We start from the raw sequence: 16,710 nt of genomic DNA on the forward strand, positions 1-16,710 counted from the left end.
TTTTGCTCAGGCGAGGCGATAGGGGATCGTCTCGCGGATATCGGGATCGACCTGCAGGCGGCCGCGGATCGGCGGGACCGCCCGGCTCGGACAGTTGCCACGTTCGCACAGCCGGCAGGAAATGCCGATCGGCTCGAAGCGGGAGCGCTCGCCGATATCAAGGTCGTCCGCATAGACGAACTGGTCGGCATAGGAGACCTCGCAGCCGAAGGCGAGCACATAGCCCGTGCGCGTGGCGGCAAAACCGCCGGTGCCCTTGAAGGTCTGCGTTGCAAGACAGAGATAGCGCACCCCGTCGGGCGTCTCGGCAAGCTGGCGGATGATGCCCTGCGGCACCTCGAAGGCCCGGTGGGCGTTCCACAGCGGACAGGCCGCGCCGAAGCGGGCGAATTGCAGCTTCGTCGCGCTGTGCCGCTTGGTGATGTTGCCGGCACGGTCGATCCTCGCGAAGAAGATCGGCACGCCCTTGTTGCCCGGCCGCTGCAGTGTCGAGAGCCGGTGGCAGACCTGCTCCAGCGAGGCCTCGAAACGGGCAGACAACAATTCGATATCGTGGCGCAGCGCCTGGGCGGCGGCAAGGAAATCGCTGTAGGGCATGACGAGGGCGCCGGCGAAATAGTTGTGCAGCCCGATGCGACAGATGTCCCTTGCTTCGTCCGTGCGAAAATTCGCCCGTTGGACGATCTCCTCGATCTCCCGCGCCGCATGGAGCTGGGAGATCTGGTGGGCAAGCTGGAAGACCTGCGTCGGGTTCGCCGAGAGCCGGTTGAGGGTCAGGGTCTTCCGGTCGCGGTCATAGTGGCGCAGCGGGCTGTCATTGGTCTCCGCGAAAACGACCGAGACGCCGAACTGCTCCGCAAGATGGCGCACGAGGGCGGACCTGCGGTCGAAGCCCACACCGTAAAGGCCGGCCGCCAGCGTTTCGGCGAGAATGTCGAGCGTGTGCACGTAGTTGTCGACGAAATGGAAGAAGTCGCGCACCTCCTCATAGGGTGTGGCGCCGAGGCCGGGGGCGTTCTCGCGGTCGTGGTCGAGGCTCGCCAGCTGTTCGCTCTTGCGGCGATAGGCCTGGTGGGCGAGCACGAGCGCATGGGCCAGCGCCGGCGCGTTCTGCGAAATCAGCTTGAGTTCCTGGAGGGAAGGGCTGAAACTCTCGAAGATCGGATCGGCGAGCGCCTCGCTGAGCGCCGAGAGCAGCCGGTCCGTCTCCCCGCGTGACAGTTCGCTGATGTCAAGGTTGAACTTGTCGGCGAGCTGCAGCAGCACGGCGGCCGAGACGGAGCGCTGGTTGTTCTCGATCTGGTTGAGGTAGCTGGTAGAAATGCCGATGCGCTTGGCGAACTGGCTCTGCGTCTGCTGGCTCGCCACGCGCAGCTCGCGCACCTTCAGGCCGATGAAGAGTTTTCCGAGCGCCATGTTCGCAATTTCGCAAGTTTCAGTTTGCAGATTTATAATTCCACATTTGCACCCGATCAAGGGTTCAGCAAATCCATGCAAACCGGTATGAGTATCGATACGACACCAGTGGGAGCCTTCATGCGCGACATCCTTGAACAACTCGAACAACGCCGCAGCGAGGCAAGGCTCGGCGGCGGCCAGAAGCGCATCGACGCCCAACACGGCAAGGGCAAGCTGACGGCGCGCGAGCGCATCGAGGTGCTGCTCGACGAGGGCTCCTTCGAGGAATACGACATGTACGTCACCCACCGGGCCGTCGATTTCGGCATGGCGGGACAGACCTTCGCGGGCGACGGCGTCGTCACCGGCTGGGGCACGATCAACGGCCGCCAGGTCTATGTCTTCAGCCAGGATTTCACAGTCCTCGGCGGTTCGCTGTCGGAAACCCATGCCCAGAAGATCTGCAAGATCATGGATATGGCGGTGCGCAACGGCGCCCCGGTCATCGGCCTCAACGACAGCGGCGGCGCGCGCATCCAGGAAGGCGTCGCCTCGCTCGCCGGCTATGCCGAGGTCTTCCGCCGCAATGCGGAGGCTTCCGGCGTCATCCCGCAGATTTCCGTCATCATGGGCCCCTGCGCGGGCGGGGCCGTCTATTCGCCGGCCATGACCGATTTCATCTTCATGGTGCGCGACACGTCCTACATGTTCGTGACCGGCCCGGACGTGGTGAAGACCGTGACGAACGAGATCGTCACCGCCGAGGAACTCGGCGGCGCCGGCACCCATACGAAGAAATCCTCGGTCGCCGACGCGGCCTATGAGAACGACATCGAGACGCTGGAAAATGTCCGGCTGCTCTTCGATTTCCTGCCGCTCAACAACCGGGAAAAGCCGCCGGTCCGTCCGTTCCACGACGATCCCGCACGCCTCGAGATGCGCCTCGACAGCCTCGTGCCCGAAAGCTCGACCAAGCCTTACGACATGAAGGAGCTGATCCTGGCGCTGGCCGACGAGGGCGACTTCTTCGAATTGCAGGAGGCCTTCGCCCGCAACATCATCACCGGCTTCATCCGGCTGGAAGGCCAGACGGTCGGCGTCGTCGCCAACCAGCCGATGGTGCTGGCCGGTTGCCTCGACATCGATTCCGCCCGCAAGGCCGCGAAATTCGTGCGCTTCTGCGATGCCTTCTCGATCCCGCTCCTGACCCTTGTCGACGTGCCCGGCTTCCTGCCCGGCACCGCACAGGAATATAACGGCATCATCAAGCACGGCGCCAAGCTGCTCTTCGCCTACAGTCAGGCGACCGTCCCGATGGTGACGCTGATCACCCGCAAGGCCTATGGCGGGGCCTATGACGTCATGGCCTCCAAGCATATCGGCGCCGACGTCAATTATGCCTGGCCCACCGCCGAGATCGCCGTCATGGGCGCCAAGGGCGCAACTGAAATCCTCTATCGCTCGGAACTCGGCGATGCGGAAAAGATCGCCGCCCGCACGAAGGAATACGAGGAGCGCTTCGCCAATCCCTTCGTCGCCGCCGAGCGCGGCTTCATCGACGAGGTGATCATGCCGCATTCCTCGCGCCGGCGCATCGCCCGGGCCTTCGCATCGCTGAAGAACAAGCAGGTGGAGACGCGCTGGAAGAAGCACGACACGATACCCCTTTGACGAGGACGGAGAGGATGGAACGGCCGGAACTGACGCCGGAGGAGGCGCGCAAGGATCACTGGCACATGCTGCGCTTCATGATGCTGCATGCGCTCGTCGGCGGCCTGATCGGCGCGGCGACGGCCGCCGCCGTCATTCTCCTCGACATCGGCGGCATCGGCACGCGCATCGCCCGCGCGGCGGACCCGGTGATGCCGGTCCTCCTGCTTGTCGTGCCCTTCGCCTCGCTGTTCGGCGGGGCCGCGACGGCCTCGGCCATCCTGCTGATGCCCTATGAGAAGAAATACAAAGATTAAGAGACCGGGACCGGAAGACACCTGATGTTCAAGAAAATCCTGATTGCCAATCGCGGTGAAATCGCCTGCCGCGTCATCAAGACCGCCCGCAGGCTCGGTATTCCCACCGTCGCGGTCTATTCCGATGCCGACCGCAACGCGCTGCATGTGACGATGGCCGACGAGGCCGTGCATATCGGGCCGTCGCCGTCGGCGCAGTCCTACATCGTCATTGACCGCATCCTCGACGCCATCCGCAAGACCGGCGCGGACGCCGTGCATCCCGGCTACGGCTTCCTGTCAGAAAACGCCGCCTTTGCCGAAGCCTTGGAGAAGGAGGGCGTCGCCTTCATCGGCCCGCCGGTCGGTGCCATCCAGGCGATGGGCGACAAGATCACCTCGAAGAAGCTGGCGGCGGAGGCCGGCGTCAGCACGGTGCCCGGCCATATGGGCCTGATCGAGGATGCCGACGAGGCGGTGACGATCGCGTCCCGCATCGGCTACCCCGTGATGATCAAGGCGTCTGCCGGCGGCGGCGGCAAGGGCATGCGCATCGCCTGGAACGACGCGGAGGCGCGCGAGGGCTTCCAGTCCTCCCGGAACGAGGCGAAAAGCTCGTTCGGCGACGACCGCATCTTCATCGAGAAGTTCGTCACCCAGCCGCGCCATATCGAGATCCAGGTGCTGGGCGACAAACACGGCAGCACACTCTATCTCGGCGAGCGCGAATGCTCGATCCAGAGACGCAACCAGAAGGTCATCGAGGAGGCGCCGTCGCCCTTCCTCGACGCGGCAACGCGCAAGGCCATGGGCGAGCAAGCCGTGGCGCTGGCAAAGGCCGTCGGCTATCACTCGGCGGGTACGGTGGAGTTCATCGTCGACGGGAACCGCAATTTCTACTTCCTCGAAATGAACACGCGCCTGCAGGTCGAGCATCCCGTGACGGAGCTCATCACCGGCATCGACCTCGTCGAGCAGATGATCCGCGTCGCCGCCGGCGAAAAGCTCACTTTCGGCCAGGACGACGTAAAGCTGAACGGCTGGGCGATCGAAAGCCGCCTTTATGCCGAGGACCCTTACCGCAACTTCCTGCCGTCGATCGGCCGCCTCACGCGCTACCGCCCGCCGGCCGAGGGCAAGGCGGCCGACGGCACCGTCGTGCGCAACGATACCGGCGTCTACGAGGGCGGCGAGATCTCGATGTATTACGACCCGATGGTCGCCAAGCTCTGCGCCTGGGCGCCAGGGGAAGGAGCCGAGGCCCGGCTTGCGGCGGTGGACGCCATGGCCCGCGCGCTCGACGGTTTCGAGGTGGAGGGCGTCGGTCACAATCTGCCGTTCCTGTCGGCCGTCATGCAGCAGCCGCGGTTCCGCGAGGGGCGGCTGACGACCGCCTATATCGCGGAGGAATTCCCGGACGGCTTCCACGGCGTCGAGCCGGACGGCGAGGCCGCACGGGTGCTTGCCGCCGTCGCCGCCTGCGTCAACCAGGTGATGCAGGCGCGCGCCGTGCAGATTTCCGGCACGATCGGCAACCACCGCCGCGTTCTCGGCAAGGACTGGGTAGTGCGCTTCGGCGAGACCGAGCTTGCCCTGACGCTGGAAACCGGCGTGGAGGGCGCCAGCGTGCGCTTTGCCGACGGCACCGTGCTTCCCGTTGCCGGCAGCTTCGTGCCGGGTTCCACGCACGCCACCTTCACCATCGCCGGAGAGACGGTCGGCATGAAGGTCGATCTCGTCGGCCCGGCCATCCGCCTGCGCTGGCGCGGCATCGATATCAAGGCGCATGTCCGCTCGGGCCGGGTCGCGGCGCTGGCACGGCTGATGCCGAAGAAGCAGCCGCCGGACACCTCGAAGATGCTGCTCTGCCCGATGCCGGGCGTCATCACGTCCGTGAGCGCCAAGGCGGGCGATACCGTCGAGGCGGGCCAGGCGCTCGCCGTCGTCGAGGCGATGAAGATGGAAAACATCCTGCGCGCGGAAAAACGCGCGATCGTCAAGCGCGTTGCCGTCGAGCCCGGCGCGAGCCTTGCGGTCGACGAGCTGATCATGGAGTTCGAATGATGGCAGACGAGCTTGACCGCAGCCGGCAGGAGGGCGCCCGATGAGTGAAAAGACGATCGCCGACTGGGAGGCGCTGGCCGAGAAGGAGCTGAAGGCCTCGCCGGAAACGCTGACCTGGCAGACGCCCGAGGGCATTGCCGTAAAACCGCTCTATACCGCCGCCGACATCGAGGGCATCGAGCACCTCGCCTCGCTGCCCGGCTTTGCGCCCTTCGTGCGCGGGCCGCGCGCGACCATGTATGCGGGGCGGCCGTGGACCATCCGGCAATATGCCGGCTTCTCCACCGCCGAGGCCTCGAACGCCTTCTACCGGAAGAATCTGGCCGCCGGGCAGCAGGGCGTGTCGGTCGCTTTCGACCTCGCCACCCATCGCGGCTATGACAGCGACCATCCGCGCGTCGTCGGCGATGTCGGCAAGGCGGGCGTCGCCATCGACAGCGTCGAGGACATGAAGATCCTGTTCGACGGTATCCCGCTGGAAAAGATCTCCGTGTCGATGACGATGAACGGCGCCGTCATCCCCATCCTCGCCAGCTTCATCGTGGCGGGCGAGGAGCAGGGCGTCCCGCGCGAAAAGCTGTCGGGGACTATCCAGAACGACATCCTCAAGGAGTTCATGGTCCGCAACACCTACATCTACCCGCCGGCTCCCTCCATGCGGATCATCGCCGACATCATCGAATATACCGCGCGGCAGATGCCGAAGTTCAACTCCATCTCGATCTCCGGCTACCACATGCAGGAGGCCGGGGCGACGCTGGTACAGGAACTGGCCTTCACGCTGGCGGACGGGCGCGAATATGTCCGTGCCGCGCTTGCCAAGGGGCTCGACGTCGACGATTTCGCCGGGCGCCTCTCCTTCTTCTTCGCCATCGGCATGAACTTCTTCATGGAGGCTGCCAAGCTGCGCGCGGCGCGTCTCCTGTGGACGCGCATCATGCAGGAATTCGAGCCAAAGAAGCCGTCCTCGCTGATGCTGCGCACCCATTGCCAGACCTCCGGCGTCTCGCTGCAGGAGCAGGACCCCTACAACAACGTCATCCGCACCGCCTATGAGGCGCTGTCGGCCGCGCTCGGCGGCACCCAGTCGCTGCACACCAATGCGCTCGACGAGGCGATCGCGCTGCCGACGGAGTTTTCCGCCCGCATCGCCCGCAACACCCAGCTCATCCTGCAGAACGAGACGGGCGTGACGAAGGTCGTCGATCCGCTCGCCGGCTCCTATTATGTCGAGAGCCTCACCAACGAACTGGCGGAAAAGGCCTGGGCGCTGATCGAGGACGTCGAGGCGATGGGCGGCATGACGAAGGCCGTCGATGCCGGCCTGCCGAAGCGGCTGATCGAGGAGGCGGCGACGCGCCGGCAGGCAGCGGTCGACAAGGGCGAAGAGGTGATCGTCGGCGTCAACAGGTTCCGCCTGGAGGACGAGGCGCCGATCGACACGCTGGAGATCGACAACACCGCCGTCCGCTCGTCGCAGATCAAGCGGCTCGAAGCGATCCGGCGCCGGCGGGATTCCGCTGCCGTCACGGCCGCGCTCGCGCGCCTTGAGGAGGTCGCCCGCACCGGCGAGGGCAACATTCTGGACGCGGCCGTCGACTGTGCCCGCGCCAGAGCCACCGTGGGCGAGATCTCCGATGCCATGCGTGCGGTCTTCGGCAACCATGTCGCCGAGCCCAAGGTCGTGCGCAACATCTATGGCAAGGCCTATGAGGGCGAGCCGGAACTGTCGGTCCTGACCGAACGTCTCGACGGCGTCGCCACCAAGCTCGGGCGCAAGCCGCGCGTCATGGTCGCAAAACTCGGGCAGGACGGCCACGACCGCGGCGCCAAGGTGATCGCCTCGGCCTTCGGCGACCTCGGCTTCGATGTTCTGGCGGGGCCGTTGTTCCAGACACCGGAGGAGGCGGCCGCCATGGCCGCCGCGAAGGAGGTCGACGTCATCGGCGTCTCCTCGCTCGCCGCCGGCCACAAGACATTGATGCCGCAGCTTGCCGAGGCCCTGAAGACGACGGGCGGCGAGGACATCATCGTCGTCTGCGGCGGGGTCATCCCGCGGCAGGACTACTCCTATCTGATGGACAACGGCGTGGCCGCCGTCTTCGGCCCGGGCACCAACGTGCTCGATGCCGCCCGGACGGTGCTCGACCTGATCGAAGGCCGCCGCAGGAACCAGTGAGGTCAGCATGCTGAAGCGCGTCAACCATATCGCCATCGCCGTCCCGGATCTGGCAGCGGCGGCCAGCCGCTACCGCGATCTCGGCGTCACCACGACCGAGCCGCAGGAGCTGCCGGAACACGGCGTGCGCATCGTCTTCGTGGAGTTCGAGAACACCAAGATCGAGCTTCTGGAGCCGCTGGGGCCGAATTCGCCCATCGCCGCCTTTCTGGAGCGCCAGCCGGCGGGCGGCATCCACCATGTCTGCTTCGACGTGGACGACATTTCGGCGGCCATCGGCACGGCGACGGCGAACGGCATCCGTCTGCTCGGCGGCGGTGAGCCGAAGATCGGCGCACACGGCAATCCCGTCGTCTTCGCCCATCCCAAGGATTTCCAGGGCACGCTCGTCGAGTTCGAGGAGAACTGACGGGAGGCCACCCTACGCCTCCATCTCGCCCGCGCTGCGCCGGAAGACGGCCGGGGATTTCCCGGTCCACTTGCGGAAGGCGCGGTAGAAGGCGCTCGGCTCGGAAAAGCCGAGGTCGGCGGCAAGCTGCGTGACATTGGCATGGCCGTCCGCAAGCGCCTCCATGGCGAGCGCGCGGCGCAGGTCATCCTTGATCTCCCGATAGGTCTGCCCCTCCAGCTTCAGCCGCCGCCGCAGGCTCGGCGCGGGAATGCGCATGCGTCCGGCCAGCTCCTCGAAACCCGGCCAGGCCTGCGGCGCGAGGCCGCCGAGACGCTGGCGGATGGCGGCCGACAGGCCCATGTCATGTCGGTAGCGAACGAGGAGATTGCCCGGCGCGTGGCGGAGAAATTCCCTCAGCGCGCGCTCGTCGCGGATGGTCGGCAGGTTCAGGAACTCCGCATCGAAGACCAGCCGCGTCTCCGGCTGGTCGAAGCGCACCGGCGCGCCGAAGAACAGGCGGTAGTCGGTGCCGGCCGGCGGCGCGCTGCAGCGGAAATCGACCCAGCGGATCGGCAGCCGCCGTCCGATCAGCCAGCAATTGACCCCGTGCACGATGATCCAGAAGGTACGGTAGGCGAAGGCCGAGCGCGGCCCGCCCGCATCCCTCAGCACGATCTGCGCCAGCCCCTCCTCGACGACCAGCGTGCCGCGGGGGTCGTCGAGCACGACCTTGAGGAACCGCAGGGCCCGCCGTAGTGCATGTTCCAGCGTCGCCGTCGAGAGGATGGCCTGACAGAGCAGCGCGAAGGAGCCGGCACGCATGGGCCGCGCGCCTTCGCCGAAGAACTCGTCGTCCATGGTGCGGGCCACCGCGTGCCAGAAGGCACCGTATCGCTCAGCCGGAATGGGGCCGGTGATGACCGGCGGAAGGCCCGCTTCGGCGAGAAGCGGCGCGGCCTCCACCCCCTGCCGCCGCAGGCATTCGAGCGTGTCGTCCATGAAACAGGGCGCGATCATGCGGCGTTCCATGCGGCCTGCCCTCCATCCCTATGGCAAAAGCGATCACGAAATCTGAAACCTTCGGTCATTGCATACCATATTTCTCCGCCGCATCATCCCCTCTCATAAGAAGGGGAGCCGGATGGCATGAGGCCGAGGCGCCGCGTCTTCGCCGCCTGACAGGGCGGCCGGCGGGGCAGGGAGCCCGAACCACCCGCCGGACACAGTCCGACATCATCAAGACCGAATGCCTGGCGGGTGTCTTCACGCGCCGGATGGCGTTCTGCGCCGATCGTGGGCAGCGCAGCAAAGCCTCAACCATCGCCCGCAGCCAAACTGGGAGCGCATCCATGAAAAAATTCTTCTTGTCGTCGGTGGTCCTGACGTCTCTGGTCCTGTCCGGCGGCAGTGCCTTCGCCGACATCGTCATCGGCGTCGCCGGCCCCATCACCGGCCCGAACGCCGCCTTCGGCGCGCAGTTCGTCAAGGGCGCCGAGCAGGCGGCCGCCAACATCAACGCCGCTGGCGGTGTGCTCGGCGAACAGGTGAAGATAGTCATCGGCGACGACGTCTCGGATCCGAAGCAGGGCATCTCGGTTGCCAACAAGTTCGTCGCCGACGGCGTCCACTATGTCGTCGGCCATTTCAACTCCGGCGTCTCGATCCCGGCCTCGGAGGTCTATGCGGAAAACGGCGTGCTGCAGATCACGCCTGCCTCGACCAACCCGCAATTCACCGAGCGCAGCCTGTGGAACACCTTCCGCACCTGCGGGCGCGACGACCAGCAGGGCAGGGTGGCGGCGGCCTATATCGCGGCCAATTTCAAGGACGCGAAGATCGCGATCGTCCATGACAAGACACCCTACGGCCAGGGCCTCGTCGACGTCGCAAAGCAGGAGCTGAACGGCGCGGGCATCACCGAGGTCCTCTATGAAGGCATCACCGGCGGCGAGAAGGATTTCTCCGCGCTGATCGCCAAAATGAAGGCGGCCGGCGTCACGCTGATCTATTTCGGCGGCCTGCACACCGAGGCCGGCCTGATCATGCGCCAATCGGCCGACCAGGGGCTGAAGGCGACGCTGTTCTCCGGCGACGGCATGGTCTCCAGCGAACTGGCGCAGATCGCGGGCGACGCCGTCGTCGGCACGCTGAACACCTTTGCCCCCGACCCGCGCCGCAACCCGGCGGCCAAGGACGTGGTCGAGGCCTTCCGCACCGCCGGCTTCGAACCGGAAGCCTATACGCTCTACTCCTACATCGCCGTGCAGATCATCGCGTCCGCCATCGAGAAGACGGGCTCGGCCGAGGATGCGCAGAAGGTCGCCGAGACCATCAAGTCCGGCGGACCCTGGGCGACGGCGCTGGGCGAGATCGGCTACGACGCCAAGGGCGACATCAACCGCCCGGACTATGTCATCTACGAATGGCGCAAGGGCGAGGACGGCAAACCGACCTATTTCGAGAAATAGGTCGCAGGCCATCGCTTGGGAACAGGGCGGCCGCGGCGGGGAGACCTGCCGCGGCCGTTCGCGTCACAGCGTCGGCAACACCGCGCGGATATGGTCGGCAAAGGCGCTCGTCGCGGGCGACGGGTCGCTGTCGGCAAAGGCGATCAGCATGCCGAGATGCGGCAGATGCGGCAGCGGCGCGTTGAGGATATGGAGGTCGGGCGGCACGGCCTCCTGCGTCATGACGCAGATGGCAAGGCCGGAGCGGGCAAGGCCGATAAGACCGGCAAGGCTGTTGCTGGCATAGGAGATCTTGTAGCGAAGCCCCGCCCGCGCCATCGCCTCGCAGGCCGCGCGGTGGTCCATCGCATTGGAGGCCGGCAGCGCCAGCGGCACCGTATCGCCGAAATCATGCGCCTCCAGCGTCGGTTTGCTGCCGACCCAGACCAGCGGCTCGGTCCGCACGATATTGTCCACATCGGCAAGATTGGGCGTCGAGACCAGCGCCAGGTCGACCTTGCGCGACGGCAGAAGGGCGCGCAGCTCGGCGGTCGGGGCGGAGAGCACCTTGATCTCGACATCCGGATAACGCGTGCCGAAGCTTTTCAGGAGCATGGGAAAGAACGACAGGAGGTAGTCTTCCGGGCTGCCGAAGACGATGGAGCCGTGCAGGCCCTTTTGGGAAAAGGCGGACACGGCCTCGTCATGCATTTTCAGGATACGCTCGGCATAGGCAAGGAAGCGCTCGCCGCTTCCCGTCAGCCGGACGCCGCTGCCGCTGCGGTGCAGGAGGCTCTGCCCCAGCATCTCTTCCAGCCGCTGCATCTGCATCGTCACGGCCGATTGCGTGCGGCCGACCTGCACGGCCGTGGCGCTCAGCGAACCGGAATGGGCGGCGTTGACGAAGGTGATGAGCAGGCGAAGATCCAGCGGCCCCAGCATATCAGTTTTCCTTATATCGGAATCCAAATACTATCAATTTTACAGAGACCCTGCCAGCCGGTATCGCTTTTGAAACGGCATCGGAGGCTCACATGTCACGCAACCAGGACCCCGCCTTCTGGGCGGCCGCACGCAAGCACCTCATCCGCTACGGCGGCAGCTTCGACCCCGCCATCATCGAGCGGGCCGAGGGTTGCTTCGTCTTCGATGCGGACGAGCGCCCCATTCTCGATTTCACCTCCGGCCAGATGAGCGCGCTCGTCGGTCATTCCCATCCGCACATCGTCGCCACTGTCCAGCGCCAGATGGGTGCCGTGGCGCATCTCTTCAGCGGCATGCTGTCGCGGCCCGTCGTGAACCTTGCCGAGCGGCTGGCGGCACTGGCGCCGGGGCTCGACCGGGTCATGCTGCTGTCGACCGGCGCGGAATCCAACGAAGCGGCCATCCGCATGGCCAAGCTGGTCACCGGCAGGCACGAGATCGTCGCCTTCTCCAAGAGCTGGCACGGCATGACGGGCGCCGCGAGCTCGGCCACCTACAGCGCCGGCCGCAAGGGTTACGGCCCCGCCATGGTGGGCTCGCTCACCATTCCCGCGCCGAATACCTTCCGCCCGCGCTTCCGCCATGCGGATGGCAGCCTCGACTGGAAGACCGAACTCGACGACGCTTTCGGGCTGATCGACAGCCAGTCGGTCGGCTGCCTTGCCGCCTTCATCGCCGAGCCGATCCTGTCGAGCGGCGGCTTGCTGGAACTGCCGCTCGGCTATCTGGCCGCGCTGAAGGAAAAGTGCCGCGAGCGCGGCATGCTGCTCATCCTCGACGAGGCCCAGACCGGCATCGGCCGCACGGGCACCATGTTCGCCTTCCAGCGCGACGGCGTGACGCCCGATATCCTGACGCTCTCCAAGACGATCGGTGCCGGCCTGCCTTTGGCGGCCGTCATGACGACGGCGGAGATCGAGGACATCGCCCATGAGAAGGGCTACCTCTTCTACACGACCCATGTCTCCGATCCGCTGCCGGCAGCCGTGGGCCTCGCCGTGCTCGACATCGTGGAGGAGGAAGGGCTCGTCGCGCGCGCCGGCCGGCTTGGCGCGCGGCTCTTCGAGGGCCTGTCGCAGCTCAAGCAGCGCTTCGACTGTGTCGGCGACGTGCGCGGCCGCGGTCTGATGCTCGGCGTCGAGATCGTCAATCCGGACCGCAGCGCCGACCACGAGCTCGGCAGTCGCATCGCCGCGGAAGCCTTCCGGCGCGGGCTCAGCATGAACATCGTCAAGCTGCCCGGCATGGGCGGCGTGTTCCGCATCGCGCCGCCGCTGACGATTTCCGAGGAGGAGATCGACATCGGCCTGCGCATCATCGCCCAGTCTATCGAGGCCGCTTCCGTTTCCGGTGCCCGCGCGCCGGGCATCGCGGCCGAGTAGGGAGAAAGAACGGATGCGCGACGCGACCCTTGCCGGCGAAAGCCTTTCCACCGGGCCGGACGAGACCCCCGACACCATCCGCGTCCTCGTCGCCAAGCTCGGCCTCGACGGCCATGACCGGGGTGCCAAGGTGGTGGCGCGCATCCTGCGCGATGCGGGCATGGAGGTCGTTTACACCGGCCTCTACAAGACACCGAAGGACGTCGTGCAGGCGGCGATCCAGGAGGATGTCGACGTCATCGGCGTCAGCCTGCTCTCCGGCTCGCATGTCCCGCTGTTCCGGGAACTCGGCCGCTGCCTGCGCGAGGAGGGGGCCGGGCACATCCTCGTCGTCGCCGGCGGGGTCATTCCCGAGCAGGACTATCCCGCTCTGCTGGAGGGCGGCGTCGATGCCATCGTTCCCCAGGAGGCCCGTTCTGACCTGATCGTCACGACGATCACCGATCTCGTCACGGCACGTGGCCGGATATGACGGTCGTCACCCATTCCGCAAAACCGCGGCGGGCGACCTATGTCCCGTCAGCCGACCTGGTGAAGGACGTGCTGGCGGGCCGGGCCATCGCCATCGCCCGGATGATTTCGCGCGCGGAGGAGGGCTATCCCGAAGCCGCCGCGGCGCTCGCGGAACTCTACCGGCTTGGCGGCAACGCCCATATCATCGGCATTACCGGCGTTCCGGGGGCGGGCAAGTCGACCCTCGTTTCGGCGCTGATCAAGGCCTATGCCGCCGAAGGCCACAAGGTCGGCGTCATCGCCGTCGATCCGAGCAGCCCCTATTCCGGCGGGGCGATCCTCGGCGACCGCGTGCGCATGAGCGAGACGGCGGCGGCCGGCGGCGCCTTCGTGCGCAGCATGGCGACCCGCGGCCATCTCGGCGGGCTGACGCGCGCGACGCTCCAGGCGGTCGACGTGCTGGATGCGGCGGGCTACGACCCCGTCATCATCGAGACCGTGGGCGTCGGGCAGGACGAGGTGGAGGTGGTCACGGCCGCGCATACCGTCGTCGTACTCTCCGCCCCGGGCCTCGGCGACGACATCCAGGCGATCAAGGCCGGCATTCTCGAGATCGCCGACATCCATGCCGTCAGCAAATGCGACAAGCCGGAGGCGGCCGCGACGGTCTCGGCGCTGCGCGGCATGCTGGCGCTCGGCGGGGACCACCACGATTCCCGTTGGACATCGCCGGTCCTGCCCATCAGCTCGATTTCCGGCGAACGCGTCGGCGAATTGAAGGACGCCATCGACGCGCACTGGGCGCATCTCAACGAGAGCGGCGAACGGGCCGAGCGCCAGCGCGCCATGGGCCGCACCCGCATCCTCGGCACGGCCCGCCATCTCTTTCAGCAGAAATTCCAGCAAGCACCCGAAACGCTCGAACGGCAGATCCGGGCGGTGGCGGAACGGCGGATGGACCCTTCCGTCGTCGCCCGCGCCCTTCTGGGTTGGGAGGAAACCCCATGAACAACGCCCATCTCTTCTCCGCGCCCGCCATCGACGCCGTCCGCGAAAGCCAGGCGGAATGGGAGGAGGGCGCCCTTGCCGCCTTCCTGAAGAACCGGCCGGAGGAAAAGGACGTCTACGAGACGGAAAGCGGCATCCCGCTGAAGCGCATCTATACGGCCGCCGACGTTGCCGACATTCCGGCCGAGGAGCTCGGTTTTCCCGGCGCCTATCCCTTCACCCGCGGCGTCTATCCGACGATGTATCGCGGCCGCCCCTGGACGATCCGTCAGGTCGCCGGCTTCGGCAATCCCGAGGCGACGAACCAGCGCTACAAGTACATGATCCAGACCGGCCAGACCGGCCTCTCCACCGACTTCGACCTGCCGACGCTGCTGGGGCTTGATTCCGACGACCCGATGGCCTTCGGCGAGGTCGGCCGCGTCGGCGTCGCCATCGACACGATGGACGATATCGACCGGCTGTTCGACGGCATCGACCTAGAAAAGATCTCCGTCTCGCTGACGATCAACCCCTCGGCCTGGGTGGTCTATGCCATGTTCGTCGCGGTGGCGGAGCAGCGCGGCTGCGACCTGCACAAGCTGACCGGCACGCTGCAGGCCGATCCGCTGAAGGAATATGTCGCCCAGAAGGAGTGGATCTATCCCGTCCGCCCCGCCGTGCGGCTGCTGCGCGACCTCATCATGTACAGCGCCAAGGCGACGCCGAAGATCAATCCGGTCAGCCTCAGCGGCTACCATCTCTCCGATGTCGGCGGCAATGCACTGCAGGAGATCGCCTTCACCATGGCTTTCACCATCGCCTATTGCGAGGAGGTGACGAAGGCAGGCATGGATATCGACGATTTCGCGCCGCGCCTGTCGTTCTTCTTCATCAGCCACCAGGATTTCTTCGAGCAGATCTGCAAGTTCCGCGCCGCGCGGCGCGTCTATGCGAAGATCATGACGGAGCGTTTCAAGGCCCAGAAGCCGGAATCCATGCGCCTGCGCGTCCATGTGCAGACGGCCGCGATGAGCCTCACCAAGGTCGAGCACCACAACAACCTGATGCGCACCGCCATCCAGGCGCTTGGCGCGGTGCTCGGCGGCTGCCAGAGCATGCACACCAACGGCCTCGACGAGGCCTTCGCCATCCCCACCGAGGAGGCGATGAAACTTGCCATCCGCACCCAGCAGATCATCCGCGAGGAGATCAACGTCACTTCGGTGATCGACCCGCTCGGCGGCTCCTACTTCATCGAGCGGCTGACCAAGGACATGGAGACCGAGATCTGGAAGATGCTCGACGAGGTGGAAGAGCGTGGCGGCGCGGTTAAACTGGTGGAAGAAGGCTGGTTCCAGCAGAAGCTCGCCGATTCCGCCTATGCCACCTTCAAGAAGATCGATTCCGGGGAGAAGATTTCCGTCGGCGTCAACAAGTTCGCCGACGAGGCGAGCAGCACGGCGGATGTCCATATCCACCCCTATGACGATCATTGCACGCAGCTTCAGGTCGATCGCCTGAAGATCGTCCGGGCCAACCGGGACGATGCGCGCATCAAGGTCCTGATGCAGGAACTCGTCGAGCAGGCCCGGTCGGAGGACATGAACCTGCTGCCGAAGACCATCGAACTGGTCAAGGCGAAGGCGACGCTCGGCGAGATCTGCACCGCGCTGCGCGGTGTCTGGGGCGCCTATTCCGAACCGATGATCGTGTGAGGCGGGGCGATGAACGACACTGTCCTCATCACCCTCGAAGGGCCGATCGCCTGGATCACGCTCAACCGGCCGGAGCGGCTGAACGCCATGAACCGGCCGCTCGTCGACAGGCTGATCGCAGCGCTTTCCGCCGCCGAGGCGAACGACGATATCCGCGCGGTCATCCTCAATGGCGCCGGCCGGGCCTTCTGCTCGGGCGACGATCTCAAGGACCTCGATGCACAGACCGCGTCGAAGGCCGAGACCGAGGACTGGGTGGAGGCCATCCAGGCCGTCACGCTCCATGTCATGCGCTCGCGCAAGATCGTGATCGCTGCCGTGCATGGCTGGTGTGTCGGCGGCGCGCTGGAATGGGCGATCAACTGCGATTTCCGGCTCTTTGCCGAGAACACCCGCTGGTTCTTCCCCGAAGTCGGCTACGGCCTGTTCGTGACGGGCGGCGTGACCGCGCTCCTGACGAAACAGGTCGGCCCGCAGGTCACCAAGGAACTGCTCATCCTCGGCGAACGCCACGATGCGCAAAAGGCGCTGGAGACCGGCATCGCCTGGAAGGTCGTGCCCGACGATACGCTGCTCGACGAAGCCAGGCGCCTCGCTCTTGCGATCGCCGACCGTCCGGCGGGTGCGGTGGCGGATGTCAAGCGCGCCATCAATGACGGCTTTCATTCCTCCCTCGAAGACGCGATGGCGCAGGAGACGGCGGCCACGGTTCGCGGCTTTCTCTCTCCCGCGGCGCAGGCAAAGGCAAAAGGGTTCTGACC

14 protein-coding genes are annotated in these 16,710 nt (G+C 66.1%); 11 read left to right on the top strand and 3 right to left on the bottom strand.

Going from position 1 to position 16,710, the window contains the following annotated elements; translation table 11 throughout:
• Nucleotides 1-6: 6 nt before the first annotated feature.
• On the bottom strand, nucleotides 7-1,416 hold the full coding sequence (locus tag AKG11_RS14200; RefSeq protein WP_050744309.1) for a helix-turn-helix domain-containing protein: 1,410 nt from the start codon (nucleotides 1,414-1,416) through the stop codon (nucleotides 7-9).
• A gap of 120 nt (nucleotides 1,417-1,536) precedes the next feature.
• Between AKG11_RS14200 and AKG11_RS14205 the strand changes: the two genes are divergently transcribed.
• From AKG11_RS14205 to mce, 5 genes are read left to right on the top strand one after another with little or no spacing between them, the layout of a single operon-like run.
• Entirely contained in the window at nucleotides 1,537-3,069 is a 1,533-nt protein-coding gene (locus AKG11_RS14205; RefSeq protein WP_050744310.1) for an acyl-CoA carboxylase subunit beta, read from the top strand.
• Nucleotides 3,070-3,083: 14 nt separating this feature from the next.
• A complete protein-coding gene (locus AKG11_RS14210; RefSeq protein WP_245290161.1) occupies nucleotides 3,084-3,365 on the top strand; it encodes a hypothetical protein in 282 nt (93 codons plus the stop codon).
• 24 nt (nucleotides 3,366-3,389) lie between these two features.
• Complete coding sequence (locus tag AKG11_RS14215) at nucleotides 3,390-5,408, top strand: acetyl-CoA carboxylase biotin carboxylase subunit (protein WP_050744311.1); 2,019 nt, start codon at nucleotides 3,390-3,392, stop codon at nucleotides 5,406-5,408.
• A 40-nt stretch (nucleotides 5,409-5,448) separates the two neighbouring features.
• Nucleotides 5,449-7,587, top strand: coding sequence for a methylmalonyl-CoA mutase (scpA, locus tag AKG11_RS14220; protein WP_050744312.1), 2,139 nt, complete (start codon nucleotides 5,449-5,451; stop codon nucleotides 7,585-7,587).
• 7 nt (nucleotides 7,588-7,594) lie between these two features.
• The gene (gene mce, locus AKG11_RS14225) at nucleotides 7,595-7,996 is read left to right on the top strand and encodes a methylmalonyl-CoA epimerase (RefSeq protein WP_024270073.1); all 402 of its coding nucleotides are present in this window, start codon (nucleotides 7,595-7,597) and stop codon (nucleotides 7,994-7,996) included.
• Nucleotides 7,997-8,008: 12 nt separating this feature from the next.
• Here mce and AKG11_RS14230 read toward each other — a convergent pair whose 3' ends face one another.
• The gene (locus tag AKG11_RS14230) at nucleotides 8,009-9,007 is read right to left on the bottom strand and encodes an AraC family transcriptional regulator (protein ID WP_024270074.1); all 999 of its coding nucleotides are present in this window, start codon (nucleotides 9,005-9,007) and stop codon (nucleotides 8,009-8,011) included.
• Between the two features lie 320 nt (nucleotides 9,008-9,327).
• On the opposite strand from AKG11_RS14230, the gene AKG11_RS14235 reads away from it, so the two are divergent.
• Nucleotides 9,328-10,446, top strand: coding sequence for a branched-chain amino acid ABC transporter substrate-binding protein (locus tag AKG11_RS14235; protein ID WP_050744313.1), 1,119 nt, complete (start codon nucleotides 9,328-9,330; stop codon nucleotides 10,444-10,446).
• Between the two features lie 63 nt (nucleotides 10,447-10,509).
• Here AKG11_RS14235 and AKG11_RS14240 read toward each other — a convergent pair whose 3' ends face one another.
• On the bottom strand, nucleotides 10,510-11,367 hold the full coding sequence (locus AKG11_RS14240; protein ID WP_050744314.1) for a LysR family transcriptional regulator: 858 nt from the start codon (nucleotides 11,365-11,367) through the stop codon (nucleotides 10,510-10,512).
• Between the two features lie 92 nt (nucleotides 11,368-11,459).
• On the opposite strand from AKG11_RS14240, the gene AKG11_RS14245 reads away from it, so the two are divergent.
• From AKG11_RS14245 to AKG11_RS14265, 5 genes are read left to right on the top strand one after another with little or no spacing between them, the layout of a single operon-like run.
• Nucleotides 11,460-12,791 (top strand): aspartate aminotransferase family protein, encoded by a 1,332-nt coding sequence (locus AKG11_RS14245; protein WP_050744315.1) that lies wholly within the window; start codon nucleotides 11,460-11,462, stop codon nucleotides 12,789-12,791.
• A gap of 13 nt (nucleotides 12,792-12,804) precedes the next feature.
• Nucleotides 12,805-13,263, top strand: coding sequence for a cobalamin B12-binding domain-containing protein (locus AKG11_RS14250; protein ID WP_023517487.1), 459 nt, complete (start codon nucleotides 12,805-12,807; stop codon nucleotides 13,261-13,263).
• Nucleotides 13,260-14,252: a methylmalonyl Co-A mutase-associated GTPase MeaB gene (meaB, locus tag AKG11_RS14255; RefSeq protein ID WP_050744316.1), complete on the top strand. Its 993-nt coding sequence runs from the start codon at nucleotides 13,260-13,262 to the stop codon at nucleotides 14,250-14,252. The genes AKG11_RS14250 and meaB overlap by 4 nt, the downstream gene beginning before the upstream one ends.
• A complete protein-coding gene (locus AKG11_RS14260; protein WP_050744317.1) occupies nucleotides 14,249-15,949 on the top strand; it encodes a methylmalonyl-CoA mutase family protein in 1,701 nt (566 codons plus the stop codon). Before meaB ends, AKG11_RS14260 begins: the two co-directional genes overlap by 4 nt.
• Before the next feature lie 9 nt (nucleotides 15,950-15,958).
• Nucleotides 15,959-16,708: an enoyl-CoA hydratase/isomerase family protein gene (locus AKG11_RS14265; protein ID WP_050744318.1), complete on the top strand. Its 750-nt coding sequence runs from the start codon at nucleotides 15,959-15,961 to the stop codon at nucleotides 16,706-16,708.
• The last annotated feature ends 2 nt before the right edge of the window (nucleotides 16,709-16,710 follow it).

It is taken from the genome of Shinella sp. SUS2 (genome assembly GCF_001262505.1).
GTDB lineage: Bacteria > Pseudomonadota > Alphaproteobacteria > Rhizobiales > Rhizobiaceae > Shinella.

Bases quoted from the DNA above. Each gene is read 5' to 3' on its own strand.
- AKG11_RS14200 (WP_050744309.1), bottom strand. From the start codon at position 1,416: ATGGCGCTCGGAAAACTCTTCATCGGCCTGAAGGTGCGCGAGCTGCGC.
- AKG11_RS14205 (WP_050744310.1), top strand. From the start codon at position 1,537: ATGCGCGACATCCTTGAACAACTCGAACAACGCCGCAGCGAGGCAAGG.
- AKG11_RS14210 (WP_245290161.1), top strand. From the start codon at position 3,084: ATGGAACGGCCGGAACTGACGCCGGAGGAGGCGCGCAAGGATCACTGG.
- AKG11_RS14215 (WP_050744311.1), top strand. From the start codon at position 3,390: ATGTTCAAGAAAATCCTGATTGCCAATCGCGGTGAAATCGCCTGCCGC.
- scpA (WP_050744312.1), top strand. From the start codon at position 5,449: ATGAGTGAAAAGACGATCGCCGACTGGGAGGCGCTGGCCGAGAAGGAG.
- mce (WP_024270073.1), top strand. From the start codon at position 7,595: ATGCTGAAGCGCGTCAACCATATCGCCATCGCCGTCCCGGATCTGGCA.
- AKG11_RS14230 (WP_024270074.1), bottom strand. From the start codon at position 9,007: ATGGAACGCCGCATGATCGCGCCCTGTTTCATGGACGACACGCTCGAA.
- AKG11_RS14235 (WP_050744313.1), top strand. From the start codon at position 9,328: ATGAAAAAATTCTTCTTGTCGTCGGTGGTCCTGACGTCTCTGGTCCTG.
- AKG11_RS14240 (WP_050744314.1), bottom strand. From the start codon at position 11,367: ATGCTGGGGCCGCTGGATCTTCGCCTGCTCATCACCTTCGTCAACGCC.
- AKG11_RS14245 (WP_050744315.1), top strand. From the start codon at position 11,460: ATGTCACGCAACCAGGACCCCGCCTTCTGGGCGGCCGCACGCAAGCAC.
- AKG11_RS14250 (WP_023517487.1), top strand. From the start codon at position 12,805: ATGCGCGACGCGACCCTTGCCGGCGAAAGCCTTTCCACCGGGCCGGAC.
- meaB (WP_050744316.1), top strand. From the start codon at position 13,260: ATGACGGTCGTCACCCATTCCGCAAAACCGCGGCGGGCGACCTATGTC.
- AKG11_RS14260 (WP_050744317.1), top strand. From the start codon at position 14,249: ATGAACAACGCCCATCTCTTCTCCGCGCCCGCCATCGACGCCGTCCGC.
- AKG11_RS14265 (WP_050744318.1), top strand. From the start codon at position 15,959: ATGAACGACACTGTCCTCATCACCCTCGAAGGGCCGATCGCCTGGATC.